The sequence below is a fragment of the Curvivirga sp. genome, from assembly GCF_965219885.1.
In the GTDB taxonomy this organism is placed as follows: domain Bacteria; phylum Pseudomonadota; class Alphaproteobacteria; order UBA8366; family Aestuariispiraceae; genus Curvivirga.
Window position 1 is genome coordinate 229776 of record NZ_CBDCOT010000008.1, and the last position, 20757, is coordinate 250532.

At 40.7% G+C, this 20757-nt stretch carries 19 protein-coding genes; 6 read left to right on the plus strand and 13 right to left on the minus strand.

Annotated elements, in window-relative coordinates; all coding sequences use genetic code 11:
• Positions 1-102: 102 nt before the first annotated feature.
• From ACOQOA_RS03705 to galU, 4 genes are all read right to left on the minus strand, one after another.
• The gene (locus tag ACOQOA_RS03705; RefSeq protein WP_420547304.1) at positions 103-1056 is read right to left on the minus strand and encodes a choline ABC transporter substrate-binding protein; all 954 of its coding nucleotides are present in this window, start codon (positions 1054-1056) and stop codon (positions 103-105) included.
• Positions 1057-1275: 219 nt separating this feature from the next.
• Complete coding sequence (gene pgmG, locus ACOQOA_RS03710; protein WP_420547305.1) at positions 1276-2658, minus strand: phosphoglucomutase/phosphomannomutase PgmG; 1383 nt, start codon at positions 2656-2658, stop codon at positions 1276-1278.
• Positions 2659-2720: 62 nt separating this feature from the next.
• Entirely contained in the window at positions 2721-4025 is a 1305-nt protein-coding gene (locus ACOQOA_RS03715; protein ID WP_420547306.1) for a UDP-glucose dehydrogenase family protein, read from the minus strand.
• Between the two features lie 35 nt (positions 4026-4060).
• A complete protein-coding gene (galU, locus tag ACOQOA_RS03720) occupies positions 4061-4942 on the minus strand; it encodes a UTP--glucose-1-phosphate uridylyltransferase GalU (protein WP_420547307.1) in 882 nt (293 codons plus the stop codon).
• A 230-nt stretch (positions 4943-5172) separates the two neighbouring features.
• Here galU and cysQ point away from each other — a divergent pair, with 230 nt between their 5' ends.
• Complete coding sequence (gene cysQ, locus ACOQOA_RS03725) at positions 5173-5964, plus strand: 3'(2'),5'-bisphosphate nucleotidase CysQ (protein ID WP_420547308.1); 792 nt, start codon at positions 5173-5175, stop codon at positions 5962-5964.
• Between the two features lie 18 nt (positions 5965-5982).
• On the opposite strand, the gene ACOQOA_RS03730 is transcribed toward cysQ, so the two are convergent.
• Complete coding sequence (locus ACOQOA_RS03730) at positions 5983-6825, minus strand: methylated-DNA--[protein]-cysteine S-methyltransferase (RefSeq protein WP_420547309.1); 843 nt, start codon at positions 6823-6825, stop codon at positions 5983-5985.
• A gap of 141 nt (positions 6826-6966) precedes the next feature.
• Here ACOQOA_RS03730 and ACOQOA_RS03735 point away from each other — a divergent pair, with 141 nt between their 5' ends.
• Entirely contained in the window at positions 6967-8295 is a 1329-nt protein-coding gene (locus tag ACOQOA_RS03735; RefSeq protein WP_420547310.1) for a hypothetical protein, read from the plus strand.
• Positions 8296-8327: 32 nt separating this feature from the next.
• On the opposite strand, the gene ACOQOA_RS03740 is transcribed toward ACOQOA_RS03735, so the two are convergent.
• A complete protein-coding gene (locus ACOQOA_RS03740; RefSeq protein ID WP_420547311.1) occupies positions 8328-8789 on the minus strand; it encodes an Lrp/AsnC family transcriptional regulator in 462 nt (153 codons plus the stop codon).
• A gap of 130 nt (positions 8790-8919) precedes the next feature.
• Here ACOQOA_RS03740 and ACOQOA_RS03745 point away from each other — a divergent pair, with 130 nt between their 5' ends.
• A complete protein-coding gene (locus ACOQOA_RS03745; RefSeq protein ID WP_420547312.1) occupies positions 8920-9183 on the plus strand; it encodes a DUF6356 family protein in 264 nt (87 codons plus the stop codon).
• 286 nt (positions 9184-9469) lie between these two features.
• Here the strand turns inward: ACOQOA_RS03745 and fliJ are convergent, their stop codons facing one another.
• Positions 9470-9898, minus strand: coding sequence for a flagellar export protein FliJ (gene fliJ / locus ACOQOA_RS03750; RefSeq protein WP_420547313.1), 429 nt, complete (start codon positions 9896-9898; stop codon positions 9470-9472).
• Positions 9895-11238 carry a flagellar protein export ATPase FliI gene (gene fliI / locus ACOQOA_RS03755; RefSeq protein ID WP_420547314.1) on the minus strand — a complete coding sequence of 448 codons (1344 nt, stop codon included), beginning with the start codon at positions 11236-11238 and terminating at the stop codon, positions 9895-9897. The genes fliJ and fliI overlap by 4 nt, the downstream gene beginning before the upstream one ends.
• Positions 11239-11425: 187 nt before the next feature.
• Between fliI and ctrA the strand changes: the two genes are divergently transcribed.
• Positions 11426-12109, plus strand: a complete 684-nt coding sequence (gene ctrA / locus ACOQOA_RS03760) for a response regulator transcription factor CtrA (protein WP_420547315.1) — start codon at positions 11426-11428, stop codon at positions 12107-12109.
• 51 nt (positions 12110-12160) lie between these two features.
• On the opposite strand, the gene ACOQOA_RS03765 is transcribed toward ctrA, so the two are convergent.
• From ACOQOA_RS03765 to ACOQOA_RS03785, 5 genes are all read right to left on the minus strand, one after another.
• The gene (locus ACOQOA_RS03765) at positions 12161-12988 is read right to left on the minus strand and encodes a CheR family methyltransferase (protein ID WP_420547316.1); all 828 of its coding nucleotides are present in this window, start codon (positions 12986-12988) and stop codon (positions 12161-12163) included.
• Positions 12985-14286, minus strand: a complete 1302-nt coding sequence (locus ACOQOA_RS03770; protein WP_420547317.1) for a protein-glutamate methylesterase/protein-glutamine glutaminase — start codon at positions 14284-14286, stop codon at positions 12985-12987. The genes ACOQOA_RS03765 and ACOQOA_RS03770 overlap by 4 nt, the downstream gene beginning before the upstream one ends.
• 62 nt (positions 14287-14348) lie before the next feature.
• On the minus strand, positions 14349-14714 hold the full coding sequence (locus tag ACOQOA_RS03775; RefSeq protein ID WP_155153342.1) for a response regulator: 366 nt from the start codon (positions 14712-14714) through the stop codon (positions 14349-14351).
• Positions 14715-14829: 115 nt separating this feature from the next.
• Entirely contained in the window at positions 14830-17622 is a 2793-nt protein-coding gene (locus ACOQOA_RS03780) for a hybrid sensor histidine kinase/response regulator (RefSeq protein WP_420547318.1), read from the minus strand.
• 243 nt (positions 17623-17865) lie between these two features.
• Positions 17866-18501 carry a histidine phosphotransferase family protein gene (locus ACOQOA_RS03785; RefSeq protein WP_420547319.1) on the minus strand — a complete coding sequence of 212 codons (636 nt, stop codon included), beginning with the start codon at positions 18499-18501 and terminating at the stop codon, positions 17866-17868.
• 149 nt (positions 18502-18650) lie between these two features.
• On the opposite strand from ACOQOA_RS03785, the gene ACOQOA_RS03790 reads away from it, so the two are divergent.
• Positions 18651-18851, plus strand: coding sequence for a DUF3553 domain-containing protein (locus tag ACOQOA_RS03790; protein WP_420547320.1), 201 nt, complete (start codon positions 18651-18653; stop codon positions 18849-18851).
• 175 nt (positions 18852-19026) lie between these two features.
• Positions 19027-20748 carry an NADH-ubiquinone oxidoreductase-F iron-sulfur binding region domain-containing protein gene (locus ACOQOA_RS03795; protein WP_420547321.1) on the plus strand — a complete coding sequence of 574 codons (1722 nt, stop codon included), beginning with the start codon at positions 19027-19029 and terminating at the stop codon, positions 20746-20748.
• Positions 20749-20757: the final 9 nt, after the last annotated feature.

Here is a 20757-nt window from a genome sequence, read left to right on the forward strand (position 1 = left end):
ATTTCCTAATATAAGTATGAAAAGTTTTTAAAATTATAATGATTTTAAAGAAAAAGGTCAGACCCGTGAAGGCCTGACCATTTCCACTTAATATTCAGTATCTTACTCTGCAATTGCTGCTTTTACAGCTGCCAATGCATCACCACCATCAAATGTGGAGACACCGGCTAACCAGCCATCAAGAATTGCTGGATTAGCCTTCAACCAAGCTTTCGCAGCATCATTAGGCTCTTCACCATCATCAAGGATCGCGCCCATGATTTCATTTTCCATTGGCAATGTAAATTGCAGTTGAGAAACCAATTTACCAAGATTTGGACAATCAGCAGCTAAACCTTTACGGACATTTGTATAAACGTCTGCACCGCCAAAATTCGGACCGAACCAATCATCACCGCCAGATAGGTAATCCATATTGATATTTGCATTCATTGGATGCGGCGCCCAACCTAGGAAAACAACCATTTCATCACGCTTGGAAGCACGTGTTGCGGCAGCTAACATACCTTGTTCAGAACTTTCGACGACTTCAAACCCCTTTAAACCAAAAGCATCTGCATCAATCATATCTTGAATTAAACGGTTCCCGTCATTGCCTGGCTCGATACCATAAATTTTACCGTCTAAGTCATCAGAGAATTTCGCAATATCTGCAAAAGACTTCAAACCAGCTTCAAAAGCTTTACGGTTCACTGCCAATGTATATTTCGCACCTGTTAAGTTTGCAGGCTCAATTACTTCAACTGTACCAGCATCTTGATAAGGCTTAAGGTCAGCCGCCATAGAAGGCATCCAATTGCCCAGGAATACGTCGACATCACCAGATTCTAAAGATTTATAAGTTACAGGTACTGATAGAACTTTTGCTTCCGGCTCATACCCCATTGCGGAAAGAACAACACTAGCAGCTGCAGTTGTAGATGTAATATCTGTCCAACCAACATCAGCAAAAGTAACCGATTTACAAGATGCAGAATCTGCGGCCATTGCTTGCGCCGACAATGCAACTGTTGCAACGCCCGCTAGTGCAATTTTCTTTAATGAAGATTTAATCATAATTTTTAACTCCCTAGTTCTGAAATTATACTAAAAGGAACTGTATCACTTTTTCGATACAATTCTATCAATTTCATTCCAGTTAACATCTAACCCTAATAATTTTGATCCGTCCAGATTTTTTTTGCTTGGTCGATCAATAAAAAAAGAATTTATATATTAAAAAAGAGAGCAACTGAACATTACTCCCTTGTTTTTAAATACATTTTTAAAAATTGCTTAGAAATCTACATTTACACCAGAAAGGTTAAATTGTTCCTTCACGCGACCTTTCAGGTTTTCTAAACTCGATTCGTCTTCTGCTTCACAACGCACAACAAGTGCATTTTGTGTATTAGAAGCCCTTATAAGCCACCAACCGCCATTTTCGTTCACGCGAACCCCATCAATGTCATTTACATCGGCATCAGTTTGGGACAAGCGCTCTTTGATTTCTTCTACGATCGCGAATTTTCGACTTTCATCTACATCAATGCGGATTTCAGGAGTATTAACGACTTGCGGTAACTCATCACGTAATTCGTCGATACTTTGTCCGGAAACAACCAAATAATTAATCAAACGCACCGCTGTATATAATGCATCATCATATCCATAATATTTATCAGCAAAGAAAATATGACCACTCATCTCCCCTGCCAAAGGAGCTTCGCGCTTTGCCATTTCAGATTTAATGATTGAATGTCCCGTTGGAGCCATAACAGGATCACCTCCTAGACGAGCAACTTCATCAAATAACATTTGGCTCGCCTTCACATCAGCGATAATTGAAGCACCAGGCACATTCCTTAAAACATCACGAGATAAAATCGCGAGAAGCTGATCTCCCCATAATATCCGCCCCTGACTGTCAACGACCCCTATACGATCGCCGTCTCCGTCAAAAGCAATACCGATATCAGCTTCCGCTTCGGCAACAGCTTCTTGCAACTGCACCAGATTTTCAGGAACTGTCGGGTCTGGGTGATGATTAGGAAAAGTACCATCAACTTCGTCATTAATAATATAGTGTTCACCAGGCATTACTTTTGCCAAGGCTATAGTAGATGGCGCGGCTGATCCGTTGCCTGGATCCCAAACAATTTTAAGACCCTTACGAGAAGTATAATCTCGCATCATACGTGTTACATATCCAGAGACAATCGCGCCGATATCCATAACACCACCACGCGCTTCACGCCAAATCCCACGTAAGGCTAGTTCGCGTAAATCCTGAATCTGTTCACCATAAAATGGTCTATTTTCAACCATCATCTTAAAGCCATTATATTCGGACGGGTTATGAGAGCCTGTCACCATCACAGCAACATCAGCCTTCAACACTTTACTGGCAAAATACAACCCAGGACTAGGCACTAAACCAACGCGTAAAACATACATACCTGACGATGCGAGACCACGACAGAGCTCTTCTTCTAGAATTGGTGAACTATGTCGACCGTCATATCCGACGACAGCCAATTGGCCATTTCTACCTGCAGCTATAGTTCCAAGACTACGACCAAGTGCTAATGCATCTGCAGTTGTTAGATTTTTCCCAACAATGCCACGAATATCATATTCACGCATAATTGTTCGATCAAAGCGATGCCCAACTATCATTTCAAGCGATCCTCAAACTTTATAATGTTCTTCCCCATTGATACAAAAAAGTTGGTCCAAACTTATTTGCGTCCAATACTAATATAAGTGATTCCCAATTGTTTCATACGTTCAGGGTTATACATATTACGCAAATCAACAAGAACTGGCTTTGCCATAGCATCTTTCATTCTGGAAAGATCTATCATCCGAAATTCATTCCACTCGGTAATAATGACCGCACAATCGGCATTTTCAATTGCATCATAAGTACTTCTTTCCCAATTTACGTTGGATAGATAATCCTGTGCCTCTTCCATCCCTTTTGGGTCATAAGCATGAATTATAGCACCAGCTTTCTGTAAAGTCGGAACGATATCTAAAGATGGACTATCTCTCATATCATCAGTTTCAGCTTTGAATGTAACTCCTAGCACTGCGATCTTCTTACCAGAAACATTACCATCACAAGCATCAATAACCTTAGTGGCCATGGATTTCTTACGATTTGCATTAACTTCAACTACAGTTTCTACAATTTTTACAGGTGTACCCGCTTCTTCTGCGGTTCTGACAAGTGCCAATGTGTCCTTAGGGAAACACGAACCACCATACCCAGGGCCAGCCTGTAAAAAACGCGGCCCAATCCGGCTATCAGATCCCATTCCTTGTGCTACTGCTTCGATATCCGCACCCAATTTTTCACAAAGATCTGCAAGTTCATTAATGAAAGAAATCTTAACCGCTAAAAACGCATTTGCAGCATATTTAATTAGCTCCGCGGTTTCTAATCCAGTCATCATGACCTCTACATTGTTAGAAGAAAGCGGCTGATAAATATTAGCCATCACCTCTTTAGCACGATCTGATTCAACTCCCAACACAACGCGATCAGGTTTTGTAAAATCTTTAATCGCTGCACCTTCACGAAGGAATTCCGGATTTGAAACAACGTCAAAATCCGCATCTGGATTGGTTTCACGAATAATACGCGACACTTCCCGGGCTGTTCCCACAGGAACCGTCGATTTATCAACAATGACAGTATAGCTATCTATTGCACGGGCAATATCTTTTGCAGCAGCATACACATAACTTAAATCGGCATGTCCATCACCATGACGTGTCGGCGTCCCTACGGCAATAAATACAGCATCTGCGCCTCTTACTCCCTCCTCTAACGATGTTGTAAAATGCAATCGTCCCGCCTCAGCATTTTCCTTCACCATATCTTCAAGGCCAGGTTCATAAATCGGGATTATACCCTGCTTTAATTTATTGATTTTCGCTTCATCAAGATCAACGCATGTAACATCGATACCAAATTGAGAAAAGCAAGTACCAGATACCAAACCAACATAACCAGTACCAATCATTGTAATTTTCATCAGATTACTTTCTTCTTAAGGAGAAGCCTCAACGCTTATCGAATATATTTCTTTAACAAGGACTGAATGTCGTTATCTAAGTCTTGGTCTCCAGCGGCAAATGCTATATTTGCCTCAAGCCAACCTAACTTATTACCACAATCAAAATACGTTGCTTTATAACGCAAGCCATGAAATGGATGTATACCGATCATATTGGCCATAGCGTCTGTTAACTGGATCTCGCCTGACTTATCTGCACTTTGCTTTTCAAGCCATTCAAATATTTCGGGTAATAAAATGTAACGCCCGGTAATCGAAAGTGTACTAGGCGCGTCTTCAGGGTTTGGTTTTTCAACCAATCCTTGAATTATTGGCCGTTCAGAATCTTGGTTAGGTGTATCCAAAATCCCATACCGTTTGGTTTGTTCAAGTGGTACATCCATGACTGCGACAATATTTCCACCTGTGTCTTCATGTGCTTTTATCAATTGTTTAATACAAGGTTCTTGACCTTTATACATCATTAAGTCATCTGTGGACATGATAGCAAATGGCTCATCTCCAACTAAATCCTTCGCACATAACACTGCATGACCAAGACCTAAGGGTCGCATTTGTCGAACATATTTAATTCGACCTGGTTCTTGTAAGAACTCAGTTACCTGTTCCAACGCTTCACTTTTCCCACGTTTTCGCAAACTATCTTCTAATTCATATGAAATATCAAAGTGATCTTCAATAGCTTGCTTATTTCTACCAGTTACAAAAATGATTTCTTCAAGCCCTGCCTCTATTGCTTCTTCAACAGCATATTGTATCAGTGGCTTATCAACCACCGGCAACATTTCTTTTGGGATAGATTTGGTGGCCGGCAACATACGCGTGCCGAAACCGGCAACTGGAAAAACGGCTTTTGTAACTTTTGATGATGACATCTTGTATTCCATATTATGTAGTTCTAAGCGACTTTTATTGCCATATTCCACATTGTCAAACAAGTGACTTAAGTCACCTTTCTATTTAATATAATACCTCATATCGATGAAAGATTACGTTTTCTTAACAATTCTAAAAAAACACAGCTCTTGATTTATGTCTTCAATCAAAATATTAAGCGAACTAGTAAAATATTTTTATTCACACAAATGTTTAGGTATTTAATCTTATGACCACTTACGCTGCCCCCGAAATATTGATGAAAGAAGTGATAAAAATCATCCGTGAAGCAGGAAGTAAGGTCATGGAGGTATATGAAACTGACTTTGACATATATTCGAAATCAGATTCCTCTCCGGTAACTGAAGCCGACTTAAAAGCCGAAGAAATTATCACACCAGCTTTAGAAAAACTGACTCCCGGTGTCAAAGTTGTCGGCGAAGAAGCGGCTTCTAAGGGTAAAGCACCAAGTGTTGGTAATGATGACCCTTTTTGGCTTGTTGATCCGGTAGATGGCACAAAAGAGTTTCTAAACAAAAATGGTGAATTCACAGTAAACATAGCACTTATTGACAAAAGAAAACCTGTTCTAGGTGCTGTCCTCGTGCCAGCAAGAGATACTTTATATACAGGTATTGTCGGACAAGGTGCAACTAAGCAAGTCGGAAATGAGTCTCCTCAATCAATTTCGGTACGTGAGGAACAAGAAGATGGCGTTACCATTGTTGCAAGTCGTCGACATGGTGATCCAGAATTACTAGAGAAATTCCTAAATGGCAGACCATTGAAAGAAACAATCAATGCTGGTAGCAGCCTTAAATTTTGCTTGGTTGCTGAAGGTTCGGCGGATTTATATCCAAGATTCGGTCCTACATGCGAATGGGATGTGGGCGCAGCACATGCTGTATTAGAAGCCGCAGGCGGATTAATCACTCTTGAAGATGGAAAGACCCCATTTACATATGCAAAGCGTGAAGATTTCTTAAATCCTCACTTTATTGCTTGGGGTGGTATCCGTTAAATATGCCGTATGAATTGGCTATGACGCGGCTTCATATCCCATCATAGCCAGTTTTCTAGGTAATCCCCAACGATAACCGCCAAGATATCCCGTATTTCTTATAACCCGGTGACATGGAATAACCCATCCTACAGGATTAGAACCAATGGCAGTCCCAATTGCCCTTGCTGCGCCAGTCTTCATATCAAGTTTTTTGGCTATATCGCCATAAGTAACAAGCTGACCTTTAGGAATTTCCATCAAAGCTTGCCATACCTTTACTTGAAATTCGCTTCCTTTAATGAAAAGCTTTAAATTTGCATGTTTACTCGGATCTACTTGATCCGGATGATTGAAGATTTGTTCCATATATGGGTAAGTATAATCAAAATCTTCAATTAGTTGCGCTAATGGCCAACGCCTTGCCATATCATCAAAACATTCTTGTTTTCCACGACTATCGAGAAACGCCACCCCACATAACCCACGTTCAGTCGCAAGAATTAAAGTTTCTCCAAATATTCCACGGTGCCATGCATAACGTATCTTCAAGCCCTTTGCTTGTTGTTTATACTCTCCCGGCGTCATCGCTTCTACCGATACAAAAAGATCATGCAAACGGCTGGGACCAGACAAACCACTATCCAATGCTGCCCCTAAGACAGACTCATTATCAGCTAATGATTGTTTCGCATGTTCCAACGTTAAAACGCTAATGAATTTTTTAGGGCTAATACCTACCCATTCAGAAAATAACTTTTGAAAGTTGAATTCGTTCATACGCACTTGAGTAGCAATTTCTGAAAGTTCAGGCTGCTCATCCCAATGATCAGCGATAAACTCTAAAGCTTGAGCTACTTTATCATAAGAATTCTGAGTCATCTTTACACCTTTTGATCTATTGATATGTGCATAATGATAAAATTCTTCCTTATGCCCCACCCGTTTCTTGGTATATAAGAAATTTTAGCTATACTTATAAATAGTATTGATAAAACTCATAAACTTATAAGGGGTATTTTTATGTTACCGATCATACGTCACCCAAAGACGACGCAACGTGTACTTGATAGAATTGGACAAAATCAATTTCCTGATTTTAAAAAAATTATTGCAACTGGCTTTCAAGAATACGAACCTTTATACCCCCGTTTTCAAAAAATTGGCACACGAAAATATAATCGACTAAGAAATAAGATCGCACGGAAAGAAAAAACAATTAATCAAGGAAAACCGCCAAAAGAACAAATCAACCTTTATACGTCTCGCCATAAACGTATTGAAACCAAATGGTATCTAAATCTAACGGCTGACATCAAAGGCTTCAGGAACCAATGGCGCGATTCAATTAAAAGTCTAAAAGACATTGATCAACCTCAATCTATAGCGTGGCAAAATCCTGAAGATGGAGCTTTTGGTTCCGGGTACAATATGTTCCATCTACAATGTGATGCAATGATTGATGCCATTGGGTATCTATATAATGATGGTGATTCTACAGCCCCGGAGTATCCTTTAGATTTTCTTGCTCCAATCAACACTGGTGAGAAAATCACTGAATATCTTACGCCGTTAATTACGTCTAATTTGCGTAAAACTGGCATTAATCATCGCGATCAAATCGGCGCGATTACGGGTTCAATGTCACAGTTAGTATATAAATCTTACTTACGTGATTACGTTAATACGTATGTAGATGGCCTTGATATCACTGATGAATATAAAGAAGCATACACAAAGTTTTTAGATGGATGGCAAGATCCTACAACAGGTTTTTGGGGAGCTTGGTTTGATGTTGATGGCGAAATTTTGAAGTCACCAGATCTTAGCCTTACCTATCATACTGTCAAATATCGCAAAGGGAAAATTAATCACTGGGAAGAGTTGATCGATACTCTATTGGCCATAAAAACCCAACCCTATCCATTTGGTTGGTCCGTACAAGGTCATATGAATAATCATAACAGTATGGACGTGGTCCGAATTATGAAACTTGGTTGGGAACATATGACCGAAGATCAAAAAGAAAGTTCAGTCAAAGATATCGAAGAAATGCTGGATTGGTGTTTAAATGATTCTTTGGAACCAGATGGTACATTCCGCTACTTTAGTTTCTACAATAGTCAGGGGGATGCATTCTATTATGGCGTCGCTTTCCTTGATGCTGTTGGCTATATTAATCCTGATAATTTATTTTGGACTAATAAAACATTCCCTGAAGGTAAGGATTTATGCTTAAAGATCAAAAAACGCCTTATTGAAATGGGGCTAGATAATTCTGGCGCCCAAAATGCATTGGAAATTCTGAACCGGGATTGCCCCTGTAATCAGGAAGAAAAAGCAAAATCATAAAATCATAAGGGCTGCAAATTCGCAGCCCCTTTTCATTTAATATAATCAAGTGGTAGTTTCGTCGTATATTTGATTTGTTCCATTGAAAAATGAGAACTTACATCAAACATATCAGCAATTGAGATTAATCTTTTATATACTTTATCATATGCTGCAATATCCGGAACTTGCACTTTAAGCATGTAATCTACATCCCCACTCATGCGATATACTTCAACAACCTCATCGATTCTTTCCAAACCTTCTGCAAATTGTTTTAGCCAATCTGGATTATGCTGATTCGTTTTAATCGCCACAAATACAGTAACACCGACATTCAGCTTATCCGCGTCAAGTATCGCAACTCGCCCTTTTATAACGCCATTCTTCTCCATATTCTGGATACGGCGCCAGCAAGGAGTTGTCGACAAACCAACTTTATCAGCGATATCCGAAACAGATAATTCCGCATTTTCTTGTAACAACCCTAATATTTTCTTATCGATATTATCCATTTTTATACAATCTCATATTTGTAGAAATTATTTCTATTATAATGTATAATTTATAGAAAAAAAGAAATATATTTTCACCAATAATAGGCTATCTTTAATATAAGAAAATCAGGTATTTCGGAGATTAGAGATGTTAAAGAATCTTTTTACAGAACACCCTGCATCAGTAGGCGAATCTTACTTCCAACATATGGGCGTTGCACTATCATTTACAAGCTCATTAGCTTTTGCCACATTCGCTTGTTTAATGCATGCTTTTTTTCCATTTCTCTTTGTAAAAACCGGAAGTTTAAAGATCACAGAATTGCATGATAGAATGGTCGCTAACCGCCATGGACAAACACCAGAAGACAAAAAATTGTCTTCTCATATTAGCTCATCCAAAGCCGCGTAATCCAGTCTCTCTCTACGATTTTGAAAGCCTGCATCAATCTGCAGGCTTTTTTTATGAAAAAAAGATGCAGTTAATAATAATTCTTAGTTGCAAGCGCTAAAATGATAGTCTATATAATGAGACAGAAAGAATGAACAAAGTCAGATTAATCAGACGTTTACTCCGACTTGCTCCTCTCGTTCTTTCTGGGTCTCTTTAGGATATTTTTTGAATATTTTGAGACTTCGATCCTGATCACACTTCCCCACTCCTTTTATTAGGAGTGGGGCTTTTTTTTAAAAAAAAATTATTTTTTTTCCTTTTGCTTACGAATATGTTGAGAGGTTGTGAACTCATCAAGAAAAGCTTGCTCCTTAGCTTTTATTTCTTCACGCTCTTCTTCATCTTTTCGCTCCTTCGTGATTTCAACTTTTTTCTGTTCAGCAAATGCCTCTGAAAGTTGAGCACGTGCCTCTTCTAATTCCGGTTGAATATCTGCAATCGCTTGATCCAGACGCTCTCTTTCTATCTTTGCCCATGCGACAAATTGCCCATAGGCAAATGTACCTTCGGTCGACTGTTGAGCAGAAACTTTTTCAGTCTCCACGCGTTCTGCAAGTCTTACCTTTGCCTGAAGAAATACATCTTCCCTATCTTGAATTTCTTTTAGTTCACGCCTTCTTTCATCTACTGTAAATTCAGCCAGACGAATCAAAGTATCTAAAGTGGACTTCACTCTTCATCCATTCCTGGAACCATACCCAATATCTGGGCTAGTTCACCATAGCCTGTTTGCAAATCAGATCTTTCCTGACTTCTTTGACTTATGAAATTCTCAATATCAGGATAATAGTGTATAGCTTCATCAACTGCCGGATTGCTACCGGCTCGATAAGCGCCTAAACGAATCAATTCGGCCATATCTTCATAGGAAGAGAGGAACTCCTTGGCACGATTTACAATTTCATTTTCTTCCGGGCTATTACATCCTGGCATACTTCGGGAAACACTTCGCAGAATGTTTACAGCTGGATATCTATTTCGATGTGCAATTTCTCGATCCAAAACAATATGCCCATCCAAAATGCCGCGTACTGCATCTGAAATCGGCTCATTATGGTCATCGCCTTCCACCAATACTGTAAACAACCCCGTAATACTTCCCGCGCCCGTACCTGGGCCAGCACGCTCCAGCAATCTTGGCAGTTCTGAAAAGACTGTTGGTGTATAACCTTTTGTTGCGGGCGGTTCCCCCACGCTCAAGCCAATTTCACGCTGTGCCATAGCAAAACGCGTTACAGAGTCCATCAAACAAAGAACATCTTGTCCTTGATCACGAAAATATTCGGCAACAGCCAATGTCATATAGGCGGCCTCTCGTCGCATCAAGGCCGATTCGTCAGACGTCGCGACTACAACGACACTACGAGCAAGACCTTCTTCTCCAAGATCTTCTTGAATAAACTCCTGTACCTCACGGCCACGCTCACCAATTAAGCCGATAACAATAATCGGTGCACTGGAATAGCGCGCTAACATAGACATCAGCATAGATTTGCCAACACCTGATCCCGCAAAAATCCCCATACGTTGTCCGCTACAACAAGTCGTAAATGTATTTAGAGCACGCACGCCAAGATCTATTTTTCCACCAAGGCGATTACGCGTATGCGCCGGTGGTGGATTATTCCGGATCGTATACGGGTTATCGCCCTGCTTCAGCGGCCCAAGACCATCTACAGGATCCCCAAAAGCATTAATGACACGCCCTAACCATGTCGGGTCTGGACGGATAAGTGGCTCAGAATCCATCATTTCTGCCCGTGCACCAAGCCCGATACCATCTAAGCCGCCATACGGCATTGCAAGCGCAGCACCGGCACGAAAGCCGACAACCTCACAAGGAACTTTTCGCTTTCCTTTACCGATAAGGAAACATCGATCCCCGATTGAAAGCATGCTTTCAATGCCGCTAATTTCAATCAACATTCCCTGAATACCTGCAACCTTACCATAGATATGTTGCGGGTTAATTGTTTTTAGATCTGTTTCTAACTGCGATAGCAAACGGCTCATCGTTATACTCTTCATGTATTTATCTAGTGATTAATATAAATGACTCGCACTAAATTCGAAAGAGATGGAAGAAGATTAGTTTTCATTTAATTTCCCGTTAAAAGATACATTGATATTTCATAGGGATTTGTTAACCTTTATTAACAAAAAAATAACAACACGAATAATGAAATAACGGGGGTGGAAAATGCGTATCTTACTTATTGAAGATGATGCCACCACGGCACAAAGCATCCAGTTGTCATTGAAGTCAGAGAACTTCATTATTGATCTTGCACGTCTTGGCGAAGAAGGCCTAGAGATCGGCAAAATGTATGATTACGACCTTATTATCCTAGATATTATGTTACCGGATATTGATGGGTATGAAGTTCTGCGTCGTTTTAGAGATTCAAAGGTAGCAACACCTATCCTTATATTATCTGGCCTATCTGAAATGGATGATAAAATTAAAGGCTTAGGTATTGGCGCTGATGATTATCTCACCAAACCATTTGATAAACGTGAACTAATCGCCCGTATACAGGCAATCATTCGTCGCTCAAAAGGTCACTCTCATTCTATTGTTAAAGTTGGTGATCTCAGTATTAATCTGGACACTCAACTGGTGTCAGTGAACGGTAAAAATGTACATTTAACTGGGAAAGAATATTCCATATTGGAACTTCTTGCGCTGCGCTTAGGATCAACTCTTACAAAAGAAGTTTTCCTGAACCATTTATATGGCGGCATGGATGAGCCAGAAGCCAAGATTATTGATGTATTCGTATGTAAATTGCGAAAGAAAATTTCTAATGTTGCTGATGGAGCCAATTACATAGAAACCATATGGGGGCGAGGTTACGTTTTAAGAGACCCACATGCGGAATAGAAAAAAGCCCGGAACTAACTTCCGGACTTTTCTTTTAAATCAAATCAGGTTTTAGATGCCAACGTCTCCATCGCCACGTTGATAGAGTCCACGGCGTCCGGTAACAGGCTTGAAACTATCAGTAACTCCTAACACTGTTTCTGCCCCCCCTAAGAATAATGCACCATCTTTTGGCATCATCTTCGCAATATTGTCTAAAACCATTTTCTTAGTATCCTGATCGAAATAAATTAATACATTACGACAGAAAACAATATCAAATTCACCTAAAGCACGTGGATTTTCCATCAAGTTAAATGGACGGAACTGGATCATAGAACGAATACTTGAATCCAGTTGCCATTTATCTCCATTCTGTTTGAAATACTTAACCAGCAAGGTGATTGGCAAGCCTCGCTGAACTTCAAACTGTGTATAAAGACCACTCTTCGCTTTATCCAACATTTCCACAGAAATATCAGTCGCCATGATTTCCACACGCCATCCTGATAACTTCGCTTGCATCTCTTTTAAGATCATCGCTAAAGAATATGGCTCCTGTCCACCAGAACACGCAGCACACCAAATACGAATTCGACGAGATGATTGTCTTTTTTCCAATAAGTTTGGAATTAAATGATCTCTGAACATATCAAATGGCCGCGTATCACGGAAGAACAGAGTCTCGTTAGTCGTCATCGCCTCAGTAATGTCGGAAATAACAGTTTCATCCCGCTTCACACGAACTACTTCACATAACTCTTCTAAGCCTTTTAAAGCATGCTTACGTGCGACCGGCATTAACCGAGTTTCAAGCAGATAAGATTTATCTTCACTCAAAACAAGACCTGAGCGTTTTTTCAACAGTGTGGAGAGTAATTCGAAATCCTGAACTCTCATACCAATCCTCCTGTAGCATATGATCTGATCTTTGGTCCAACTTCGTCAACAGGTAGAATAAAGGAACACAAACCTGCAGTGGCAACTGCACCAGGCATTCCCCAGACAACACTCGTTTCCTCATCTTGTGCGATGACCTGACCTCCGGCATTCACAACGTGCTCACACCCTTTTTTTCCGTCCGATCCCATACCAGTTAAAATAACTGTTAAGACATTTGCACCATAGACTTCAACAACGGAACGTAACATCGGATCAACAGCAGGACGGCAGAAATTTTCTTGAGGGCCATGATCCTTATGTAATGTTTTCTTTAAACCATTACTTTTCACGAGCATATGATAATCACCAGCCGCAATATAAATATGGCCCGGCAAAATCTCTTCACCATCTTCCGCCTCTTTCGTAGGACGGCCACTCGCTTTAGCAACATGCTCTGCAAGTATTGTTGTGAATGTCGGTGGCATATGTTGCGTAATTAAAATTGGCTGTTTCACATCAGGGCCAATATTTGACAAAACTTTAAATAATGCCTGCGGCCCTCCAGTTGAACTACCTATTGTAATAATATCAGGTTTCATTCGTTTCGCTTGGCGTAAACTTGCCGGCGTAGAATATAAGCTCTTGGATTCAGACTTCTGACTTTTTGTTGCTTCTGCGCGAAGACTGGAAGAAGGTCGCGCTGTTGGCGAAGGTGCATCTGAAGTTTGACGTGCAGTGAAAGGACGACGAGTATTGCTTTCACTCGCAGCTTTAAATGCATTTACAGATGTTAATTTTTCTTGTCGCGCATATGCACTTGTTCCACGTGCACCTGTAGGCACAGCACCACTACGTTCCCGTATGGCGCGACGACGTTGCCCTGTTTTTCCAAGTGCCCGTACTTTTCCTATAATTTCACGCTTAAAATCTTCTTTACCGCCAATCTCCGTGTTAGAAGTTGGCTTTGGCACATAATCAGCTGCACCTAAAGATAATGCCTTCAGTGAAACTTCCGCATTACGACGAGTTAACGTCGATGCCATAAGAACCTGCACGCCCGGCATTTTCTCAATAATTTTGGGTAAAGCAGTTAACCCATCCATGCGAGGCATCTCGATATCAAGAACAACGACATCGACAGGATGACGATCTAACGCTTGTAAAGCACGTTCCCCATCCCCAACAGAAGCGACGATTTCAATATCCCCCTCTGCTTCTAGAAAACGCGTGATCAGACCTCTAATAACAAGCGCATCATCAACAACCATTACCTTAATAGGTGTATTTGAAGATTCTGACGACGCATTTGTATTCATAGAAGATTGCCTACCATTATTTGTAGGATGTAGATTATTCATCCTGCTCTAACTCTCGAAACTTAAATCAAACCGACTTGAGTGAACTTGCTCTGGATAATTTCACTGTCAAATGGCTTCATAATATATTCATTTGCACCTGCTGCGACAGCTTCTTGAATATGATCCATATCGTTTTCAGTCGTACAGAATACCACAATCACATCTTGTCCCGTTGGTAATTTCCGCATTTCCAACATGAATTCTAAGCCATTCATATTAGGCATATTCCAATCAAGCAACACACATTCTGGCATGCTATCTTTACATGCATTCAACGCTTGTTGACCGTCTTCAGCTTCAACTACATTGAAATTGAGTTCTTCAAGAATTTTCCGCGCAACCATACGGATAACACGAGAATCATCCACCACTAGGCAGGTTTTCATTGTTCGATTCTCCAAAAATTAGACAAACAAGGGTTCTTTTTTTATTTTTGAATTCCTCTAAAAAGAGTAACTCTTCAATAGAGGAATTCAAACACTTATTTCTTCAAAACATCGATTAATTTGCAGCGCTCAGTGTTTCTGCTAAAGCTTGCAACAAACCATCGCGGTCATGTTTAGCAACATAATCAGTAAAACCAACTTCACGTCCGTGTTCCAGATCCCCAGGAGATGTATGCGATGTCATTGCAATGACCGGTGTCGCAGACCAACGGCTTTCTTGACGAAGCGTGCTACAGAATTCGAATCCATTTGTACCAGGCATTTCAATATCACTAACGATTACATCAAAATTTGCGCCAGATTCACACATATGCAAGGCATCATCTGCACTTTCTGCAGTTGTCACATCGTAACCGGCAACGGATAGAATAGGAGATAATAAATTACGGAAGAAAGCACTGTCGTCGACCAATAATACTCGACGTTTACTTGCCTCAACACCTAACGCTTCTGTTTCCGCACCGAACCAATCACTAAAGGCCTGTGTTAGATAATACCCCGTATCAATAACCTCACTTGCTTGGCCATTAATAATCGCACTGCCCACCATGCCTTCTTTTTCGGCACTCAATTCAACATTCAGACGATCTTCAACAATATCAAGAATCTCATCAACAACCAATCCCATAGAACGTTCACGATCGGAGAATACCAATGTCGGCTTCTTACCTGTCGTTGGCATCTCATAGTCACGTGAAATAGGTACTAACGGCATTAAATTACCGCGATATTGAACAAGAGCCTGTCCATTTGTAAATTCAACTTTATCAAAATCAATTTCTTCTAATCGAGCAATCAATGCGAGAGGCACAGCCTTTGGTGACTCAGAGCCCGCACGGAATACCAAGAGAGCAACACGATCATCTGCACCAGCACCACGCAACGCTTGAGCCTCCTCTGCAGCCATAGTATCAGCAGCAACAGCAGCAACATCACCTAGTTCTTTTGCGATGCCATTAAGATCCAAGATCATAATTACACTACCATCCCCAAGGATTGTATTACCTGAGAATGTCTCAATATGGCGTAAAATAGAGGAAACAGGTTTCACCACGATTTCTTCAGCATCATAAATTTTATCAACAATGATACCAAAAGAATTTGTACCTACTTGAGCAATAACAATCACTTGTTCACGTTGATCTAGCTGATCAAGGTTAGATTCTTCCATATTCAATAACTTACGTAAACTCACCAATGGTAAGAGCACATCACGAATACGAAGAACAGGCGTCCCATGAATATTTTCAATCGTATGCTCGGAGTTATCCCCAGAACGTACCAACTCAACAACACTGATTTGCGGGATCGCAAACTTCTCGTTTTCACATTCAACGATCAATGCAGAAACAATCGCCAATGTCAGCGGAATTTTAATGGCAAAAGTACTACCTTTACCTTCTTCTGATTTCAACTCGACATTACCGCCAATTTTATCAATGTTGGTTTTCACAACATCCATACCGACGCCACGACCAGAAACGGAAGTCACTTGTTGTGCCGTTGAGAAACCAGCGTTAAATACAAACTGATGAATTTGATGTTCAGTCATCGCATCTAATTCAGATTCAGTTGCCAAGCCATTTTCAATACATTTTTGACGAATACGCGCTGTATTCAAGCCCTTACCATCATCGCGGATTTCAATGATAATATGTCCACCTTCATGGAACGCATTCAGGGTAATAGTACCAGTCTCAGGCTTGCCTACGGCCACACGATCTTCGGGACCCTCAATACCATGATCCGCAGAATTACGAACCATATGTGTCAATGGATCTTTAATAATATCAAGAACTTGTCTATCAAGTTCTGTTTCTGCACCGATCATTTGCAGATCAATTTTCTTTTCCAATTCAATAGATAAATCACGAACAATACGTGGCAGTTTTGCCCATGCATTCCCAATCGGTTGCATACGTGTCTTCATCACACCTTCTTGCAATTCCGAAGTCACATGACTTAATCGCTGAAGTGGTGCATTGAACTCACTATCACCAGCACTACGCAAAATTTGAAGTAATTGGTTTCGTGTCAATACAAGCTCAGAAACCATTGTCATCAAGTTTTCTAGCAGATCAACATTCACGCGGATAGTTTGTACAACACCAGAACTTTCTTTCTTTTCCGCTGCCATGGTTGTTTTTGCTTCAGGCGCTTTTGCGGGTGCTGTTTCCTTAGCCGGCGCAGGTACTGAAGGCGCTGCAGGAGCATCATCCCCAGCAGCCGCATCGGCAGCTTTCTTAGCGGCCATTGGATCACCTGGACCATTGTAAGGTGTGGCATCGAATAAAGCTTGAAGTTCATCATTATCGTCTGCTGCTGGCGCATCCATATCCATCAAAGCATCCAAAGCAGCACTGCCACTACCAGAAGTTTCTTTTTCAGCAGATACATCCTCAGCAGGCGTCTCTTCAACAACAGCTTCAACCGCCTCAACAGCAGGCGCCGTGCCCTCACCTGGAACTTCACCTGTATCAGCTAAATGATTCAAACGTCCAATAAGATCAGAATCATCGCCTTCAGGTTCTACTTCAGTTTCCTCAAGAGTTTTCAATATTTCTTTAATACGATCAAGAGATTCGAGAATCAATGTCACAGCGCCTGCTGTCACCGTTAAACTACCGTCTCGGAAATGGCCTAAAACATTCTCAGATGCATGTGCTACTGATTCCAATCGAGGCAATCCAAGAAAACCACATGTACCTTTAATCGTATGTACCAAGCGGAAGATATTACCTAAGATCGCTTCGTCGTTTGGATCTTGCTCAAATTTAACAAGCTCTAAATCGAGCGTGTCCATACTTTCTGCAGTTTCTGTCAGAAATTCACTAAGCAGATCATCCATGATAATTCCTCACCCTTGTTATCTTTTAGTCAGAACGTCACGTTAAAATAAGTACTCACAAAACACGACGTTTCTTAGGACAAACATTTTACGTAACTTAAGTTCAAATTACGTTATATGCATTAAAGTCTGCAATTGCTTTTTTTTCAACTAAATATCATCAAAAAAATAAAAAAAGAGTCTTCTTCATTAGTTATTTAACCAAAATACTAATACCTAATCTTTTCAATTCACCATATCTCCTTAGCTCTTTTGGATACAAAAAAGGATCTGCGGAGTCTTCTCAGCCATACCAACCGATTGTGAAATCTTCATCCCTAATTGCGCCGCTAATTGACATGTTAAAAATTCATGAACATTTTTTGCGCTAAGATCGTCAATAGCCTTTTCTCCAGACGAAATACTAACAAACTCACCGTTTTCTTTTACGCCATCCCCTACTCCAGATATCACGATCTGATCATCATCCAAGCTCACATTAATATCACCTGCCAATCCAATAGATTGTCTGGCCAGTAAAATTACATTTAAAATTAACCGTCCTTCCCCTGCCGATAAATCCGGTGCTATTGGCGCCATCTGCCAAGTTAAAGAAACATCGGGATCAGCATCGTAAAAACGAAACGCTAACGATCTTAGCTCCGCAATATTGTCTATTGCATTTCCCGCAAAACCATAAGCGACGCGATAAAACTTCAATCTAGAAGTTAACTGGACCGAACTATTTGAAAGTAATGAAACGACTTCTGTATCAGCTATTTGCTCGGAATGTTCCTCTAGATACTCTATACCATTCCCTATCGCACCCGCGGCTCCCACTAATTCGTGACAAAGTCTTGAAATCAACAGTTCAGAAAATCGTAAATTTATTCTATCCATAAGAAATCTCCCCCATTTTGATTAAACATCCCTATACCAGAAAGATTGCTTCCTCCTTAAAGAATATGTATAGCAAGCATAGCAAATTTCTTTAATGATGTAATGCATTACTGTCATGACGAAATTGAATTTTGACAAGGAACATTGTTATGAATCTACAGGTCTCGTCTTATATTCCACGCTTAGGTGAATATGTTACTCTCTTGGGCGCAAACGAATGGGGAATTGGGCAAGTCCAATCTGTTGTAGGATTAAAAATTACAATAAATTTTGAGCATGCTGGTAAGCGTGTTATTGATTTGGCTAATGCACAACTCGTCGCGGCAGACATAGACAATGACGTTCACTGACAAGATACAACTTCACGACACCCTTTATAAGTAGCACAATCCATTGTTATATCTGCAAAAACCATCTTGGAAATTAATTACAGATATATACATCAAACATTATCATAATAATGCCAAGTTTTATTTTGGCATATGCAGGATCAGATACACCTTAATTTGAGGGAGCAAATCAATTATGGGTGAAACACATAAAAGCGACGAAAACGGAAAAGTAAATCGCTTCAGAAGCCCGGGGTTCGGTCGCCGGAAAGCCGTACCACATCCAAAAGGCCGCCAATTAAATTCAATCGCACATGAAGAAGTGCTTGAATTACTATCAGAAGACTCCCGTCAACGAGATATGTTGATCGAAAATTTACATTTGATCCAAGACAAGTTCGGACATCTGTCTGCAGCACATCTACATGCTTTAGCACATGAGATGAGATTGTCTCAGGCAGAAGTTTATGAAGTTGCTTCTTTTTACGCCCATTTTGATATCGTACTGGAAGATGAAATCGCTCCGCCTCCGCTAACCATTCGCGTATGTGATAGTTTGTCATGTGAAATGAAAGGTGCGCAAGACCTCTTGAAAAATCTGCCTAACGCGGCAGGACAAGAAGTCCGTGTATTACGTGCGCCTTGTATGGGACGTTGTCATCAAGCACCAGTTGCCGAAGTTGGGCATAACCATGTGACAGATGCAACTGTTGAGAAACTGGTTGAAGCTGCTCAAAAAGGCAATACGCATCATGCAAAACCAGATTACGAAGGTTTTGATCAATATAAATCAAATGGTGGCTATGCAATTCTTGCAAAATGCGTTTCAGGGGACCTTACTGTCGAGCAAGTGATCGAAACGATGGAAGGCTCTGGCCTTCGTGGTTTAGGTGGTGCTGGCTTCCCGACTGGTCGTAAGTGGAAATTTGTTCGTATGGAAGCAAAACCGCGATTGATGGCTGTGAATGGTGATGAAGGCGAACCCGGAACAATTAAAGATCATCACTATCTGACACGTAAACCACATCAATTCCTTGAAGGGATGTTAATTGGCGCTTGGGCGGTCGAAGCAGAAGCTGTCTATATTTATATCCGCGATGAATATCCCGATGTAATTGCATTATTAAAAGATGAAATCGCTAAAATTGAGGCAGCAGGTTTATCCAAACATACCAAGCTTCATTTGCGTCGCGGCGCAGGCGCATATATTTGTGGCGAAGAATCTGCAATGATCGAATCGATTGAAGGAAAAAAAGGCTTACCACGCCATCGTCCACCATTCGTAGCTCAAAAAGGTATTTTTGACAGACCAACATTGGTAAATAACGTTGAAAGCTTATATTGGGTTCCAGAAATCCTTGAGAAAGGTGGCGAATGGTTTGCATCCCATGGTGCAAATGATCGTAAAGGTTTGCGTAGCTTCTCTGTTTCTGGTCGTGTAAAAGAACCAGGAGTTAAACTGGCCCCAGCAGGGATTACAATCCAACAGCTTATCGACGATTATTGTGGCGGTATGTTAGATGGTCATGAACTGAAGGCGTATTTACCTGGAGGTCCATCTGGCGGAATCTTCCCAGCTAAAATGAATGACATCCCATTAGACTTTGATACTCTTCAACCATTTGGCGGGTTCATTGGATCCGCTGCTGTCATGGTATTATCCGATCAAGATAGCGTAAAAGATGCTGCGCTAAATTTGATGAAATTCTTTGAAGATGAATCTTGTGGCCAATGTACACCATGTAGAGTTGGTACAGAGAAAGCCGTTAAATTAATGGAAACCTCAAGTTGGGATACGGCATTGCTAGAACAGCTATGCGATACAATGGCTGATGCTTCAATCTGTGGATTGGGACAAGCTGCACCAAACCCAATTAGAAGCTTATTAAAATACTTCCCTGAAGAAGTTCCAAATTGATAAAAAAAC